Origin of the sequence: Providencia rettgeri, from assembly GCF_013702265.1 — a bacterium.
Taxonomy (GTDB): domain Bacteria; phylum Pseudomonadota; class Gammaproteobacteria; order Enterobacterales; family Enterobacteriaceae; genus Providencia; species Providencia zhijiangensis.
In genome coordinates, this window is sequence record NZ_CP059348.1 from 2,198,788 (window position 1) to 2,213,120 (window position 14,333).

The 14,333-nt window shown below is 42.8% G+C and carries 14 protein-coding genes; 7 read left to right on the forward strand and 7 right to left on the reverse strand.

Features of this window, described 5'->3' with window-relative positions; genetic code table 11:
• Window positions 1-9: 9 nt before the first annotated feature.
• Entirely contained in the window at window positions 10-1,200 is a 1,191-nt protein-coding gene (trpB, locus tag H0913_RS10110) for a tryptophan synthase subunit beta (protein ID WP_154603735.1), read from the forward strand.
• A complete protein-coding gene (trpA, locus tag H0913_RS10115) occupies window positions 1,200-2,006 on the forward strand; it encodes a tryptophan synthase subunit alpha (protein WP_154603734.1) in 807 nt (268 codons plus the stop codon). Before trpB ends, trpA begins: the two co-directional genes overlap by 1 nt.
• Before the next feature lie 397 nt (window positions 2,007-2,403).
• Here trpA and ompW read toward each other — a convergent pair whose 3' ends face one another.
• Window positions 2,404-3,051 (reverse strand): outer membrane protein OmpW, encoded by a 648-nt coding sequence (gene ompW, locus H0913_RS10120; protein WP_036956531.1) that lies wholly within the window; start codon window positions 3,049-3,051, stop codon window positions 2,404-2,406.
• A 407-nt stretch (window positions 3,052-3,458) separates the two neighbouring features.
• Between ompW and H0913_RS10125 the strand changes: the two genes are divergently transcribed.
• Window positions 3,459-4,214, forward strand: a complete 756-nt coding sequence (locus H0913_RS10125; protein ID WP_154603733.1) for a YciC family protein — start codon at window positions 3,459-3,461, stop codon at window positions 4,212-4,214.
• 90 nt (window positions 4,215-4,304) lie between these two features.
• Here the strand turns inward: H0913_RS10125 and H0913_RS10130 are convergent, their stop codons facing one another.
• Window positions 4,305-6,059 (reverse strand): SulP family inorganic anion transporter, encoded by a 1,755-nt coding sequence (locus tag H0913_RS10130; protein ID WP_181477203.1) that lies wholly within the window; start codon window positions 6,057-6,059, stop codon window positions 4,305-4,307.
• A gap of 266 nt (window positions 6,060-6,325) precedes the next feature.
• Here H0913_RS10130 and H0913_RS10135 point away from each other — a divergent pair, with 266 nt between their 5' ends.
• Together H0913_RS10135 and yciA are read left to right on the forward strand one after the other, a co-directional pair.
• Window positions 6,326-6,886: a septation protein A gene (locus H0913_RS10135; RefSeq protein ID WP_154603731.1), complete on the forward strand. Its 561-nt coding sequence runs from the start codon at window positions 6,326-6,328 to the stop codon at window positions 6,884-6,886.
• A 189-nt stretch (window positions 6,887-7,075) separates the two neighbouring features.
• Window positions 7,076-7,501 carry an acyl-CoA thioester hydrolase YciA gene (gene yciA, locus H0913_RS10140; protein WP_181477204.1) on the forward strand — a complete coding sequence of 142 codons (426 nt, stop codon included), beginning with the start codon at window positions 7,076-7,078 and terminating at the stop codon, window positions 7,499-7,501.
• 63 nt (window positions 7,502-7,564) lie between these two features.
• On the opposite strand, the gene H0913_RS10145 is transcribed toward yciA, so the two are convergent.
• On the reverse strand, window positions 7,565-8,302 hold the full coding sequence (locus H0913_RS10145) for a TonB family protein (RefSeq protein WP_036956526.1): 738 nt from the start codon (window positions 8,300-8,302) through the stop codon (window positions 7,565-7,567).
• Between the two features lie 124 nt (window positions 8,303-8,426).
• The gene (locus H0913_RS10150; protein WP_132496008.1) at window positions 8,427-8,600 is read right to left on the reverse strand and encodes a YciY family protein; all 174 of its coding nucleotides are present in this window, start codon (window positions 8,598-8,600) and stop codon (window positions 8,427-8,429) included.
• A gap of 281 nt (window positions 8,601-8,881) precedes the next feature.
• Between H0913_RS10150 and cls the strand changes: the two genes are divergently transcribed.
• Window positions 8,882-10,342 (forward strand): cardiolipin synthase, encoded by a 1,461-nt coding sequence (cls, locus tag H0913_RS10155; protein WP_036956524.1) that lies wholly within the window; start codon window positions 8,882-8,884, stop codon window positions 10,340-10,342.
• A 45-nt stretch (window positions 10,343-10,387) separates the two neighbouring features.
• The gene (locus H0913_RS10160) at window positions 10,388-10,720 is read left to right on the forward strand and encodes an HI1450 family dsDNA-mimic protein (RefSeq protein WP_154603729.1); all 333 of its coding nucleotides are present in this window, start codon (window positions 10,388-10,390) and stop codon (window positions 10,718-10,720) included.
• 47 nt (window positions 10,721-10,767) lie between these two features.
• Here the strand turns inward: H0913_RS10160 and H0913_RS10165 are convergent, their stop codons facing one another.
• The 3 genes from H0913_RS10165 to H0913_RS10175 all read right to left on the reverse strand — a co-directional run bounded on the left by H0913_RS10165 (window position 10,768) and on the right by H0913_RS10175 (window position 14,324).
• On the reverse strand, window positions 10,768-12,135 hold the full coding sequence (locus H0913_RS10165; protein ID WP_181477205.1) for an SMI1/KNR4 family protein: 1,368 nt from the start codon (window positions 12,133-12,135) through the stop codon (window positions 10,768-10,770).
• A gap of 204 nt (window positions 12,136-12,339) precedes the next feature.
• On the reverse strand, window positions 12,340-13,338 hold the full coding sequence (gene oppF / locus H0913_RS10170; protein WP_154603727.1) for a murein tripeptide/oligopeptide ABC transporter ATP binding protein OppF: 999 nt from the start codon (window positions 13,336-13,338) through the stop codon (window positions 12,340-12,342).
• Window positions 13,335-14,324: an ABC transporter ATP-binding protein gene (locus H0913_RS10175; RefSeq protein WP_154603726.1), complete on the reverse strand. Its 990-nt coding sequence runs from the start codon at window positions 14,322-14,324 to the stop codon at window positions 13,335-13,337. Before H0913_RS10175 ends, oppF begins: the two co-directional genes overlap by 4 nt.
• Window positions 14,325-14,333: the final 9 nt, after the last annotated feature.

Sequence of the window (14,333 nt, forward strand, 5' to 3'; positions counted from 1 at the left end):
TAATAAATAATGAGCAAATTAGATCCCTATTTCGGTGAGTTTGGTGGGCAATATGTCCCAGAAATTTTGATCCCAGCATTGAACCAACTAGAAGATGCCTTTATTGACGCACAAAATGACCCTGCGTTCCTAACCGAATTCCATGACCTACTTAAAAACTATGCGGGTCGTCCAACTGCATTAACTCTGTGCCGCAACCTGACAGCAGGAACCAAAACTAAACTTTATTTAAAGCGCGAAGATTTACTTCACGGTGGCGCGCACAAAACCAACCAGGTGTTGGGTCAAGCATTACTCGCCAAACGTATGGGTAAAAATGAAATTATCGCTGAAACGGGTGCGGGTCAGCACGGTGTCGCTACCGCCCTTGCTTGCGCCTTATTAAATATGAAGTGCCGTATCTACATGGGTGCAAAGGACGTTGAACGCCAATCTCCGAACGTGTTTCGCATGAAGCTCATGGGCGCCGAAGTGATCCCTGTACATAGCGGCTCTGCAACCCTAAAAGATGCTTGTAATGAAGCGCTAAGAGACTGGTCTGGCAGTTATGAAACCGCACACTATTTATTAGGCACGGCGGCGGGTCCTCACCCATATCCGACCATTGTGCGTGAATTTCAGCGCATGATCGGTGATGAAGCCAAACAGCAAATTTTAGATAAGGAAGGTCGCCTACCGGATGCGGTGATCGCCTGTATCGGCGGCGGTTCCAATGCTATCGGTATGTTCGCGTCATTTATTCCTGAAGAAAGCGTCGGATTAATTGGTGTTGAGCCTGCCGGTCACGGTATTGAATCAGGGCAACACGGTGCTCCGTTAAAACATGGTCGTGTTGGGATTTATTTCGGTATGAAATCCCCAATGATGCAAACCTCTGAGGGGCAGATTGAAGAATCTTACTCCATTTCAGCGGGGTTAGATTTCCCATCAGTGGGGCCTCAACATGCACACTTAAACAGTATTGGTCGTGCTGAATATGTTTCGATTACCGATGATGAAGCGCTAAACGCCTTTAAATTACTGTCACGCAAAGAAGGGATTATTCCTGCATTAGAGTCATCTCATGCATTGGCGTATGCCCTCAAAATGGCAGAGCAAAATCCAAATAAAGAGCAGTTGTTAATTGTCAATTTATCCGGTCGTGGTGATAAAGACATTTTTACGGTACATGATATTTTGACCAGCAAAGGGGAAATCTAATGACGCGTTATACTCAACTTTTTCAGCGTTTAAACCAACAAAATCAAGGCGCTTTTGTTCCCTTTGTCACGTTAGGCGACCCTGATGCTGAGCTTTCTTTAAAAATTGTCGATGCGTTAATTGCCGGTGGTGCAGATGCCTTAGAGATAGGCATCCCCTTCTCTGACCCTTTAGCGGATGGCCCGACAATTCAAAATGCCAATTTACGTGCCTTTAAAAGCGATATCACACCGACGTTATGCTTTGAATTATTAGCGCGTATTCGAGCCAAACACCCTGATATGCCGATAGGCTTATTGGTGTACGCTAACTTAGTTTTCACCAATGGGATCGACCATTTTTATCAGCGTTGCCAACAGGCTGGCGTAGATTCCGTTTTAGTTGCCGATGTACCAATGCGTGAATCAAAGCCATTTCGTGAATCAGCCATCGCCCACGGCATCGCCCCTATCTTTATTTGTCCACCAAATGGGGATGACGCACTGCTAAAAGAGATTGGAGAACATAGCCAAGGTTATACGTATTTACTCTCTCGCGCAGGCGTCACTGGCACAGAGCAGCGAGCGCAAATGCCATTAACCCATTTAGTGAGCAAATTAACCCAATATGGCGCAGCGCCAGCGCTTCAAGGATTTGGTATTTCAGAGCCAGCTCAAGTGACTGAAGCCATTCGTAATGGCGCTGCGGGGGCAATATCGGGGTCTGCTGTGGTAAAAATCATTGAAAATAACCTACAGCAACCACAAGAGATGCTCAGTAAATTAACGGAGTTTGTGGCAAATATGAAAGCCGCCACGCAGAAATAGTCGCCTTAATTTATTTTCTTCATTGTGTCAGAAAGCCATCCATATTTTGATGGCTTTTTTATTTCAAATAGCCGTTAATGTATTCAATTGCTTTTGTCAAATTTCTACTTCGAGGATAATATTTAAAATATATTAGGTAAAGTCACTCAGTCTAATTTAGTTTAAATATCTATCTTGGTATTTAATTATAGAATTAAATTTCCACTCTGATTATTGGTCTTTCTTGAAGTTGTGAACTCAATGTTAAATAAAATATACATAATTTAACATTGAGTTCTCTACTCATTATATTCTTTATTCTCTAAAAACGAAAAATCCGGGAATATATTCCCGGATTTCTTTACTGCTTTCTAATCCATTAGCGAGCAAGAATAAACTTGCTTAAGTCCTTAAAAAATTAGAAGCGGTAACCCACGCCAAACATAAATACAAATGGGTCTAAACGAGTATCAACTTTAACGCGGTCTTCACCTGCTTTGAATTTAACGTCAGTGTCAATATTCATCCACCAAACAGAGGCGTTTAACATCCAGTTTTCATCAAGCATGTAGTCCATACCTGCTTGCGCTGCAAAGCCCCAAGAGCTTGACAGGTCTAGGTCAGACAGACCTGCTTCTTTACCAGTGCTATTAAATTTCTCATCAAAGAAGAAGGTATAGTTCAAACCTGCACCTAAATAAGGACGCAGTTTATCTTCTTTGCCACCGAAGTAATATTGAGCCATCAGAGTTGGTGGTAAGTGTTTAACTGTTGCGATATTTCCTGTCGGGCCTGTACCAACTTTATGCTCAAAAGGAGTCGCTGCTAATAATTCCACACCAATATTATCGGTGATCATATAACCGAAAGTTAAACCTAATTGGGTATTATTATTTGCATCAAAATGACCTAAATTTGCATTGCCTAATTTAACGTCATCGCCACCAACATTTGGTCTTACCGTAGCCGTACCTGCACGGAATAAAAAGTCGCCAGCTTCATGAGCAAATGAAGCCGCTGGAGCTAAAGTTGCAGCAGCCAATACAAGCGCAGTGAGTTTTTTCATTGTCAATCCCATTCCTATGTTTATTATTTAGCAAAAATATAGCCTATTCTTAAATTTAATATTCAAATCAAGATCACATCTTTTGCTAATTTATATATTTCGTAATAAAGCTGAGTTTATTATTCCATTACTGGTTTTTTCTATTTTGATTTGAATCAATTTTCATGAAATAACTATTAAAATAAGAAATGATTTTATATTAATGGCTAATTAAACTGCGATTTAAATATATATTTAAAATACACCTTTAGGATTATTCTTTATTAATAGAGATGCACTCATTTATTGAGTAGCGCACCTATTTAGGCTAACTCCCAGACTTTTCTTATCTTTCTCTACCTATACGTCCGATACTCAGTTACAATCACCGTCAAATTTTTATTCCGTTTGTAGATAGGAGCAGTTACATGTCCATTTCGGCCAACTCACTCTTTCGTGACAGCATCAACTTTTTTAAAAACCAGTTGAATGGCCTCTTCACCATTGTGTTAATCGCCACCGCAATCAGCGTGATTGTCTACGCAATGTTAATTCCTAATGAACGGATGATTGGCGTGTTACTTGAAGCGCAGAACCAGCTACTTGAAGCGGGTAATGCTGGGTTACAAAATTGGGTACTGAACTTACCTGAAGACGAGAAAAACAGCATTCTGCGTGTGTCTATGGGCTTGATTTTATCCGTAGCATTGGGAAGTTTGGTACTGATGTGCGGCGTGCTTTCTTATATCGCCAATTTATCTCGCGGTGAAGCCGTGAACGGGACTCAAGCATTGGTTTCATCATTACCTAAAGCCCCTGCGATGTTCCTGCTGCTGATTATCTGTTCCTTATTAATTCAGCTGGGTATCACCTTGATGGTACTTCCTGGTCTGATTTTGGCGATTGGCTTTTCTCTTGCTCCTGCCATTTTAATGAATGAAAAAGTGAATCCATTTAATGCCATGGGCAGAAGCTGGAAGCTGGCGTTTGCCAATTGGCGTATCGCTGCCCCAATGATTTTAATTTGGATGGCAACGCAAATGTTAGTGAGTATGCTGTTAAGCAGCCTGCAACTGAATCATATTGTGGTCAATGGCATTTCATTCCTAATCAACAACATGATTGCCGCTTTTGCCTTAATTTACTTTTTCCGTTTATATATGCTGAGCAGCAAAAACGCATAACGCATAACGCATAAATAGAAACAGATTTAATGATCAAAAAGGGCGTCTCTTCAAAGTGACGCCCTTTTGTTTTTCATCCTATCGATACCATTACTCTGACAACTTACTATCGACGCTTCCTTCCTCGCTCTCCTTGCGCTCTTCAACGCTTTTTTGCTGAATATGCTGTTTACTCTGGATCAAGCGGATAGCGAAATAGATATCTGGCACTACCAGTAAATCATCATCAGAACGACTAATTTTATTTTGTGATAACCAACGGTTTAGGGATGTTCTTCGCCCAGCCAACACCAGCGTTACCCCTTTCGCTTTTAATGACGTCACGAGCTCATTAAGTGCAGAGAAAACGCTCACGTCGTTATGGGTGAAGCTAACGGCAGCGTCCACAATGACCCACGCCGGACGTTTACGCTGGCTATCGATATGCTTATTTAAACGATCTTTAAAATAGTTAACATTGAAATAGGTCAACGGTGAGTTAAAGCGATAAATCAGCACCCCTTCAACCGCCTGAATATCATTATCAGGGTTCATAGAGTGCAACATGCCCTGTTCATCGACCCCTAATAATTGATCTGTTGGGCGGAATATCACCCGCAAAAATTGCAGCAAACCTAACAACACGGCAAAACCCACGCCGCTGATCAAGCCGACCACTAGCACTGCGCATAAAGTAAAAACGCATAAGAAAAAGGCTTGTCGGTTACGTTTACGCATAGAATAAATGCTGCGAAAGCTAATCAGTGAAAACGTGGATACTACCAGCACCATCCCTAATGCAGGCATCGGAATATAACCCAACAAATCCATCGAAAACAGCAACACCACCAAAATAGTAAGCGCGGCAATGACCGATACCATCTGCGTTTTACCGCCCATCATATCGTTTACAGCAGTTCGGCTACTGGCCGCACTCACCGCAAATCCTTGAGATAATGCAGACGCGATATTCGCCATGCCTAAGGCGCGCAACTCTTGGTCTGCATCCACGGTATAACCATTTTTGCTGGCAAAGCTTCGCGCCGTCATCATAAAGCTCACAAAGCTGATGACTGCCAAGTTTAAGGATGGCGTCACCAAGTCCCGCAATAAGCCGGGATTAAAATCCGGTGCCGCTATCGAGGGTAATCCATTACCCAGATTACCGACGGTACTAATGCCATATTGCTCAAGATTGAAAACAATGCTGGCGCTGGTTGCCAAGACCATCGCAATTAACAATGAAGGCCATTTACTGCGTACCCGTTTGATGACCATCGTCACCGTTAGCGTTAATACCGCCACCGTTAATGTCGGAATATGGGTTTCCGATAGCGCGAGCGGTAGCGCCACTAAACGCTCGATAAACCCAGAAGGCAGGGAATCAATACCAAAAATTTTGCCTAACTGGCTGACAATAATGGTCAGTGCGACCCCATTTAATAACCCTTGTAAAATCGGTCCGGATAAGAAATCGGCAAACATCCCCAGACGAAAACGTGCCGCAATCAGGCACCATATTCCCGTCATTAAGCTCATCACAATAATTAATTGCCAACGGGTGTTTTCATCCCCCATCGCCAAGGGCGCAACGGCAGCGGCGATCACCGCACAGGTTGCCGCATCCGGCCCAATGATTAATTGTTTAGAGGTTCCAAACAATGCATACATCAACATCGGTAAAATACAGGCATATAGCCCGACAATGGCATTGATCCCCATGAGTTCAGCATAAGCAATTGCCACAGGCAGCGCCACGGCGGCGACCGACAGCCCCGCTTTCACATCCGGTCCCAAGTTCGCCAACTGATATTGGCTAAAGGTTTGTAAACCGGGCATCAGATTAAATAATCGCGCCTTTATCATGGAAAAATCTCTAAAAATTAATCAGTTAATTTCTTGTGTAGACTATTTATATCCGAACTATTAAAGTTTATCTAGGACTAAGTCAAATAAGGGTAAAATAGTGCAAATTTGATTGGTTTACAGGCTTAATTCTTGGTAAAAGAGAGCAAACTTTTAACAATCTGCGCAAAATCAGTTAAACTACGCCACTACGTTTAAGTTGACTCTGTTTGAATTGACTCTATTTAAGCTGATTATGTTCACGTTAAGGATCTGAATCCACCGTTATGAAACAACTTATTGATTTTATTCCTTTGGTTATCTTTTTTCTCTTTTATAAGCAATACGATATTTATGTTGCTAGCCAATCATTACTGATAACCACCCCGATTTCCTTATTGGTCACTTACTTTATTTATAAAAAAGTGGAAAGAGTGGCAAAAATCACCTGTGCGATTGTGATGGTATTTGCAGGGTTAACGGTGTTATTTCATAGCGCTGACTTTATCAAATGGAAAGTCACCATCATTTATGCTCTGTTTGGTATTGCTCTGTTTGCGAGCCAATGGTTTACAGAAAAACCACTCATTCAAAGAATGCTGGGTAGCAACCAAGAAATTAAATTAGCAGACAGCTATTGGTTAAAATTAAATACCGCTTGGGGTATTTTCTTTATTGCTTGCGCTGTTATTAATATTTACGTGGCTTATTGGATGGCTGAGAGTGTCTGGGTCAATTTTAAAGTGTTTGGACTGACGGCTGGCACCTTAATTTTCACAATCCTTAGTGTGGTGTATATTTTCAAACACATGACTAAAGAGCCTCAGGCAGAAAAGCCAGAAGAGTAATTTATTTCTTCGAATTATTATGATGATAAATAAGCTGCGCACTTTCGCAGCTTTTTTATGCCTATCACAGTGATTTGTTACAATTATCTGTGACTGGATGTACTCTAGCGGTTTACTATACTTATGTTTGTTTGCTATAAATGAGCAACAAAATCATAGTGTTTAATTCCTTTTAATAAAGAGTTTGATATGCAATTACCTAACGGTGAACTCGTTTTACGTACTTTGGCAATGCCTTCAGATACCAATGCGAATGGCGATATTTTTGGTGGCTGGCTAATGTCTCAAATGGATATTGGCGGCGCGATTTTAGCAAAAGAAATTGCTCTGGGTCGCGTAGTAACAGTGGCAGTCAATGGCATTAAATTTCAAAAACCAGTTGCTGTTGGTGATGTTGTTTGTTGTTATGCTCGCTGCTTAAAAACAGGGAAAAGTTCCGTCACTATCAATATTGAAGTGTGGGTGAAAAAAGTGGCAACCCACCCTGTAGGTCAGCGTTATCAAGCTACTGATGCGGTATTTACTTATGTGGCGGTCAATGATGACAATACGCCTCGTGCATTACCTGAAGATAAGCAACATTTCGAGTTAGAAAGTTCACTACCTCAAACTTAATTATTCAGATACAGTAAGGGCGCTTCATAAGCGCCCTTTTTTGATCCCGATATTTCCTAGCATTTAAGCTTGGCTTACTGTGCCATCCACTTTGAAGTAAATTTCAGTGGTATAGCCTTTCGCTGGCAGCTTTTCATATTTCCAACGGTTCATTGCACGCTTCACATCACGCTCAAACATCCCTTTCGGTGACGCTTCGACAAACTCAATGTTCTGCACTCGCCCATCTTCATCGATGTCATAGCGTACTTTCACATAACCATTTTTTCCTAGGCGACGAGCGCGGTCTGGGTATTCTGGCGCTTGTTTACTTAATGCTTTTGGACCACGTTGCCCCGTAGATTGGTTAGATGCTGTTGCATTATTTTTGACGTTAGTATCAGTTCCGCGCGTGTTGGTGACTTCTTTTGGCGTAGTATCTGTATTTGTGGATGGCGTTTTGTTCATCGCCAGTTGTTTTTCAACGGGTTTAACTGGCTCTTGAACTTTTTTCGGTTCTTTTTTAGGTTCTTTCTTCGGTTCAGGTTTCTTTTTTACTTCTGGTTTTTTCTGCGGTAAGACTATCGCCGGTTCAACAATAGGCTCGGGTTCAATGATAGGTTCAGGTTCAACGACCGGCTCTGGCTCTGCCTGTGTTTCGGCTGGTGGAGTGGCGGCTGGTTCAGCAAACGAAAGCATTGCTATCGAGATTGGCTCCTCAGGTTGAGGAAATTTCGGTTGATTAAAAATCCACGCCATAGCCAAGCCCGCATGAATTGATAATGAAACAGCAATGATGACTAACAGTCTGATACCACGCATATGCAATTTTTACCCTACACCGTTTACTTATTGAATATGGCTAATAGTTTAAATGCAAATAGCAATCATATTCAATAAGGTTTAGCGAACAAAGTTAAAAATGTGAGTATAAACGTGAATACCCTTACTCAATCCACTGTGTAAATAACAGGGAATGACGACGTTTATAGATGTCCATTTTGCGGAGCGAATAAATGTGCATATTGCGGCGAGAGTGTCTTTCTAACCAACGGCGACGGCGGCGAACGACTTGTCTTAGCATTCTCCAGCGACCCACTTCTTGCCTACTGCGTCTCATCTTTTTAATCCTTATCAGGTGTGTGTTCGTAACAGCGAAATATTATATGCCTTTACTCACGAGAACCAAGAGGAAGTTATCAAGGAAAAAACAAAATCATCACGCAAAAAATGGAGTTGAACCAATTAATTTATCATTAATTGCACTTTTATCTATTTAACTCAGTTTTTATTCAGAACTTTTACTAAATTCTGGTATGTTTATTCTTAGTCTATATTTAATAAGACATATTTTCTTTTTTCGACTCTTTTTCTCTCTGTCAGTGAGGCTTGTTATCCATTATGGCAACCGTCTACACCTTAATGAGTTGGTTACTATTTTTTCTGTATTGGTTAATTGTGGCTGGGGTTACTGTTCGTATCCTCGTCACACGTCGCCCCGTCACCTCAGCGATGACATGGTTGCTGATCATTTATATCCTGCCACTGGTGGGGATCATCGCGTATGCTGCATTTGGTGAACTTCATTTAGGTCGACGTCGTATCGATAAAGCCCATCAAATGTGGCCTTCAGTTGCCACTTGGCTGGAAAATCTACGCCTCTCCAAACACATTTTTGCTAATGATAACAGCCCCGTTGCGGAGCCATTATTCCAACTGTGTGAGAAACGCCAAGGTATTGCAGGCGTCAAAGGCAACCGCATTCAATTACTGACCACCAGCGAAGACTCACTAAAAGCCATTGCCAATGATATTAATAATGCTAAGAACTCTATCGAAATGGTGTTCTATATTTGGCAACCAGGTGGGCTAGTCGATGAAGTCACTGAAGCCCTTCTCAATGCGGCAAAACGTGGTGTTAAATGCCGCATTATGGTGGACTCCGCAGGAAGCTGGCATTTTTTCCGCAGTGATTATCCCGATAAAATGCGTGCCGCAGGGATTGAGTTTGTCGAATCTCTAAAAGTCAACCTTATGCGTTTTTTCCTGCGCCGTATGGATTTACGCCAGCATCGTAAAATCGTTGTGATTGATAACTATATCTCCTACACCGGCAGTATGAACATGGTGGATCCGCGCTACTTTAAACAAGATGCGGGTGTCGGTGAATGGGTAGATATTTTAGTTCGTATGGAAGGCCCAGTGAGCACCACATTAGGAATTGTCTACGCCTTTGACTGGGAAATGGAAACAGGACAACGCATTTTACCGCCACCACCAGATAGCAATATCATGCCGTTCGAGCAAGATAACGGACATACTACCCAAATGATTGCTTCAGGCCCGGGTTTCCCTGAAGAACTTATCCAGCAATCATTAATGACGGCGATGTTCTCCGCTCGTAAGCAGCTGATCATGACCACCCCATACTTTGTACCAAGTGATGATTTGCTGCATGCAATTTGTACCGCAGCGATGCGCGGTGTTGATGTCAGTATCATCATGCCTCGCCATAATGACTCTTTCTTAGTTCGTTGGGCAAGCCGCTCTTTCTATACAGAATTATTGGAAGCTGGCGTGAAAATTTACCAGTTTGAAGATGGGTTGCTGCATACCAAGAGTGTCTGTGTTGATGGGGAATTAAGCTTAGTCGGTTCAGTAAACTTAGATATGCGCAGTTTATGGCTGAACTTTGAAATTACAGTCGTGATTGACGATAAAAGTTTTGGTAGCGATCTGACGCTGGTTCAGTATGATTATATGGCTCGCTCCACACGCTTAGATATTGAAGAATGGGAACAACGCCCGTTCTGGAACCGTGTAATTGAGCGCCTGTGCTACTTCTTTAGCCCATTATTGTAATTATAATAACTATCATCACCATTGCTTAACTGTTAGGAAAACGTCATGAGCCAGAACCCAAGTATTAACCTAATCGATGAAGATGAAATCATTGAAATTGCCTATGACCTTTTCCTTGAAGGTGCGATGGAGAACTTAGAGCCTGCCGACCAAGTGATTTTCGCTTTGCAGTTCGAAGAGTGTGGCGCGGCTGAAATTGTGCCATTCAGTCAAGATTGGCATATTCTCGCCACTCAAGGATTACCTTTAGCGCAAATGAGTGAAGTGGTGATCGGACTTGCTAAAAGCCCAGAGGATGAGATTGACGATATCTTTGCACGAATTCTTATCAGCCGGAACCCTAAGCACCCTTTCCAACATATCGAATGGAAACAGTAAGTAGAAATAAAAGATGGGGGAAATATTCCCTCATCTTTTATTAAACTTTATTCTGCTAAATCCAACGGCAAATAATGCTTCTTAATATAGAGACGCAGATTATTGCGAATATAATCACTCTTATCTAATGGGTATTTTTCCCACGCCGCCGCAATATACGGTTCCACCCCATCAGCAAATTCAGGTGAACGCGCGACAGCTTGGATAGCGGTTAATGCAACTTCACTCTTATCCGCAATCATATATTCAAAGTAATTAGCGACCTTTTGGCTAAAATTGACATCATGGGAAGCCGCATACAACGCACTGACGGCAATCTGACTATCAGCATGATTAAATAAGTGTTGGAAATCTTCCACTTTGATCGCTTGCAATTCCTTGAGGATATATCCCGCAAAGCTCACCGTATCTGCATGTTCGCACTGTGCTAATTTGGCTAAAATAGCCGATTGAAACTTCGCTAAATCCGCTTTTTGATACCAATAAATCAGCTGCAATCCACGATTAATTTGCGCAATATTTTGGCTCTCAAGCGTTTGGGCTAAATAGTCCGATGAAGCAGCAACGGAATATTTTGCTAATACTTCCAGTGCCTTCACATGGTAAACGTTGAGTATTTCGTTATCTAATATACGAGCGAGTTGCTCAATGCCCTTTTCCGATAATGACGGTAACTTTTTCAGTCCTTCTAGCGCCGCCAGCTTCGTTTTTTCATTATCTTCATGATGAAATAGGTTGAATAACGTAGTTTCATCACCGCCCATCCGATGTCCAAACCAACCAGTATCATATTGCTGAATAATTTCATCTAGCCAGCGTTCATACCAATCCAAGAAATGACTTTCATAAGCAAACTGATACGGTGTTGGCGAGTCACACCATTCGTGGGTATAAACCAGTCGCCCGGCATGTTTGCCCGTCACCACCAGCAGGATGTCATACGTACAGCCGCAAGTGCCAAGGTAAAACAGCCCTTGGTGAAGCAAACTTTCCCGTGAGTCGTACTCTTCATCACTGCAATCTTCCGCTAAGTGACTGAGTGTTTGCCACTCTTCATTGCTCATGGTTGGGCTAAGCACGCAAGGTAATGCCACCGCATCATAACGATTTTCACTGTCTTCAAAGCGCTCTATACCGTAGTAAGGGCCTGCGCCTCCATTACCCAATTGCGTCATAAATTGCACATATTCTTGGGGTAATTGCACACCAGTACGTCGCTGCCACTGTGCTATCTGTGCCATATCCAAAGGTGGATTGAGCTGGTAATGGTGGCTGTCCGCTCCGAACAACGCTTCATCGCTGTCCATTTGCTTAGCAAGGGGGAGTTTTTGTTGAATACGTTGGATTTGGTCATCTGCATAGCGCTGGTTGATGGCTTGCCATGCTTGATGGATCTGCTGCAAATGGTCACTCATTAATGGTTACTGCCCTATAAGTTTTAATTATTTATTTTTAATATTATCGTCTTTAATATCATTGCCTTTAATATCATAGCTAACTGATTATTTTAAGTAGCAATTAGGTTTGAATTCTCTGAAAATTGTTTAGCATAAAAAAGGCTCCGCTTTATAAATGATAAAGGGAGCCTTAATACAACAATAAAACGCAAATCTTATCGATTACAGTGGGTCAATTTTCAAACAAGACACTGCATGCTTGAAACTTCCTTCTAGTAATGGGCGGGTTTTAGCGCATTCAGCATCCGCACTTGGGCAGCGGGTTCTGAATACACAACCTGAAGGCGGGTTAATTGGTGATGGCAATTCCCCCTCAAGCAGCTCAATTTGCTTATTTTTTTCCTTATCTGGATCCGGTACTGGCACCGCAGACATCAATGCGCGCGTATAAGGGTGCAGCGGGTTGTTATACACTTCGTCGTAAGTTCCCAGCTCCACCGCATGTCCTAAATACATGACGAGTACGCGGTCTGAAATGTGTTTGACCACCGCGAGATCGTGGGCAATAAAGATTAAAGAAAGCTTCATTTCCCGCTGAAGTTCTTGCAGTAAGTTCACCACTTGCGCTTGAATGGAGACGTCCAGCGCAGACACTGGCTCATCACAAATCACCAATTTCGGCTCTAAAATCAGCGCCCGTGCAATCCCAATGCGTTGACATTGGCCACCAGAGAATTCATGAGGATAGCGGTTGATCAGATTGGGTAGTAACCCGACTCGCATCATCATTTTTTTCACTTTTTCAGTGATTTCTTTTTGTGGCATCTTCGGATGATAAGTTTTTAGTGGCTCCGCGATAATATCTCCAATCGTCATCCGTGGGTTTAAGGATGCTAGTGGATCTTGGAAAATCATTTGGATATCGCTACGCACATTACGCCACTGTTTGTCGTTCATGGTGAGCAAGTTTTGCCCTAGCCACGTCACCGTGCCACTGGTAGATTTCACCAAACCAATTAATGCACGTGCAAATGTGGATTTACCGCAGCCAGATTCCCCCACCACACCCAAGGTTTCCCCTTCGTATAAACGTAGTGTCACCCCATCGACGGCTTTTAAACTTTTATCCGGCTGCCAGAACCATTGTTGTTTATCTCTGATGGAAAAATGCACTTTTAAGTCATTGACTTCCAGCAGTACCTGCCTATTTTCTTGGCTCATACTAATTCCTCCACAGGCTTAAAGCAGGCACGTAAACGTGATTGTGCAAAACTGGCTAATTGAGGTTCTTGCTCTACACAGTGCTGGTTTGCATATTGGCAACGCGGTGAGAACGGACACCCTTTTGGTAAGCGTAATAAGTTTGGCGGGTTGCCTGGGATCGTGGCTAAGTTATCGTCATCACCATCTAAGCGCGGCACTGCCGCTAATAAACCCAGCGAATATGGATGAGATGGCTGATAGAAAATATCTCGTGCGCTGCCATACTCCATCGTGCGCCCCGCATACATTACGAGTACCTTGTCACACACACCAGCGACAACCCCTAAGTCGTGGGTAATTAAGATGATCGCGGTATCAAATTCCTGCTTCAGTTCATTCAGCAAGGTCATGATCTGCGCTTGTACCGTGACGTCCAAGGCGGTTGTCGGTTCATCGGCGATCAGCAATTTTGGTTGGCACAGTAGCGCCATCGCAATCATCACACGCTGGCGCATCCCACCAGAAAACTCATGCGGATACATATTCATGCGTTTACGAGCTTCTGGCATTTTTACCGCATCCAACATACGTACGGATTCTTCAAAGGCCTCTTTCTTACTCATCCCTTTGTGCAGCATCAACACTTCAGATAACTGCGTACCAATTTTCAGGTATGGGTTGAGGGAGGTCATGGGGTCTTGGAAAATCATGGAGATCTCTTCCGCGCGCATGCGGTTAAGCTCTTTCTCCTTGAGGTTTAAAATCTCACGGCCATTAAACATGGCGGAGCCACCTACTCGGCCATTTTTTGCCAGCAATCCCATCAAGGCAAAAGCGGTTTGGGATTTCCCCGAGCCGGATTCCCCCACAATTCCCAGAGTTTCCCCAGCACTCAATTCAAAATTGAGTTTATTCACCGCCGTCACATCCCCATCTTGGGTAGCAAATGTGACGTTTAAATCTTGCACCGATAATAAAGGGCTTTTGCGTGTTGAATGTTCCATAAATTAGCC

Excerpts from the sequence above, each read along its gene's own strand:
- H0913_RS10160 (WP_154603729.1), top strand. The coding sequence starts at position 10,388 with ATGAGCCAGAACCCAAGTATTAACCTAATCGATGAAGATGAAATCATT.
- H0913_RS10175 (WP_154603726.1), bottom strand. The coding sequence starts at position 14,324 with ATGGAACATTCAACACGCAAAAGCCCTTTATTATCGGTGCAAGATTTA.
- ompW (WP_036956531.1), bottom strand. The coding sequence starts at position 3,051 with ATGAAAAAACTCACTGCGCTTGTATTGGCTGCTGCAACTTTAGCTCCA.
- oppF (WP_154603727.1), bottom strand. The coding sequence starts at position 13,338 with ATGAGCCAAGAAAATAGGCAGGTACTGCTGGAAGTCAATGACTTAAAA.
- H0913_RS10135 (WP_154603731.1), top strand. The coding sequence starts at position 6,326 with ATGAAACAACTTATTGATTTTATTCCTTTGGTTATCTTTTTTCTCTTT.
- H0913_RS10165 (WP_181477205.1), bottom strand. The coding sequence starts at position 12,135 with ATGAGTGACCATTTGCAGCAGATCCATCAAGCATGGCAAGCCATCAAC.
- H0913_RS10130 (WP_181477203.1), bottom strand. The coding sequence starts at position 6,059 with ATGATAAAGGCGCGATTATTTAATCTGATGCCCGGTTTACAAACCTTT.
- cls (WP_036956524.1), top strand. The coding sequence starts at position 8,882 with ATGGCAACCGTCTACACCTTAATGAGTTGGTTACTATTTTTTCTGTAT.
- trpB (WP_154603735.1), top strand. The coding sequence starts at position 10 with ATGAGCAAATTAGATCCCTATTTCGGTGAGTTTGGTGGGCAATATGTC.
- trpA (WP_154603734.1), top strand. The coding sequence starts at position 1,200 with ATGACGCGTTATACTCAACTTTTTCAGCGTTTAAACCAACAAAATCAA.
- H0913_RS10145 (WP_036956526.1), bottom strand. The coding sequence starts at position 8,302 with ATGCGTGGTATCAGACTGTTAGTCATCATTGCTGTTTCATTATCAATT.
- yciA (WP_181477204.1), top strand. The coding sequence starts at position 7,076 with ATGCAATTACCTAACGGTGAACTCGTTTTACGTACTTTGGCAATGCCT.
- H0913_RS10150 (WP_132496008.1), bottom strand. The coding sequence starts at position 8,600 with ATGAGACGCAGTAGGCAAGAAGTGGGTCGCTGGAGAATGCTAAGACAA.
- H0913_RS10125 (WP_154603733.1), top strand. The coding sequence starts at position 3,459 with ATGTCCATTTCGGCCAACTCACTCTTTCGTGACAGCATCAACTTTTTT.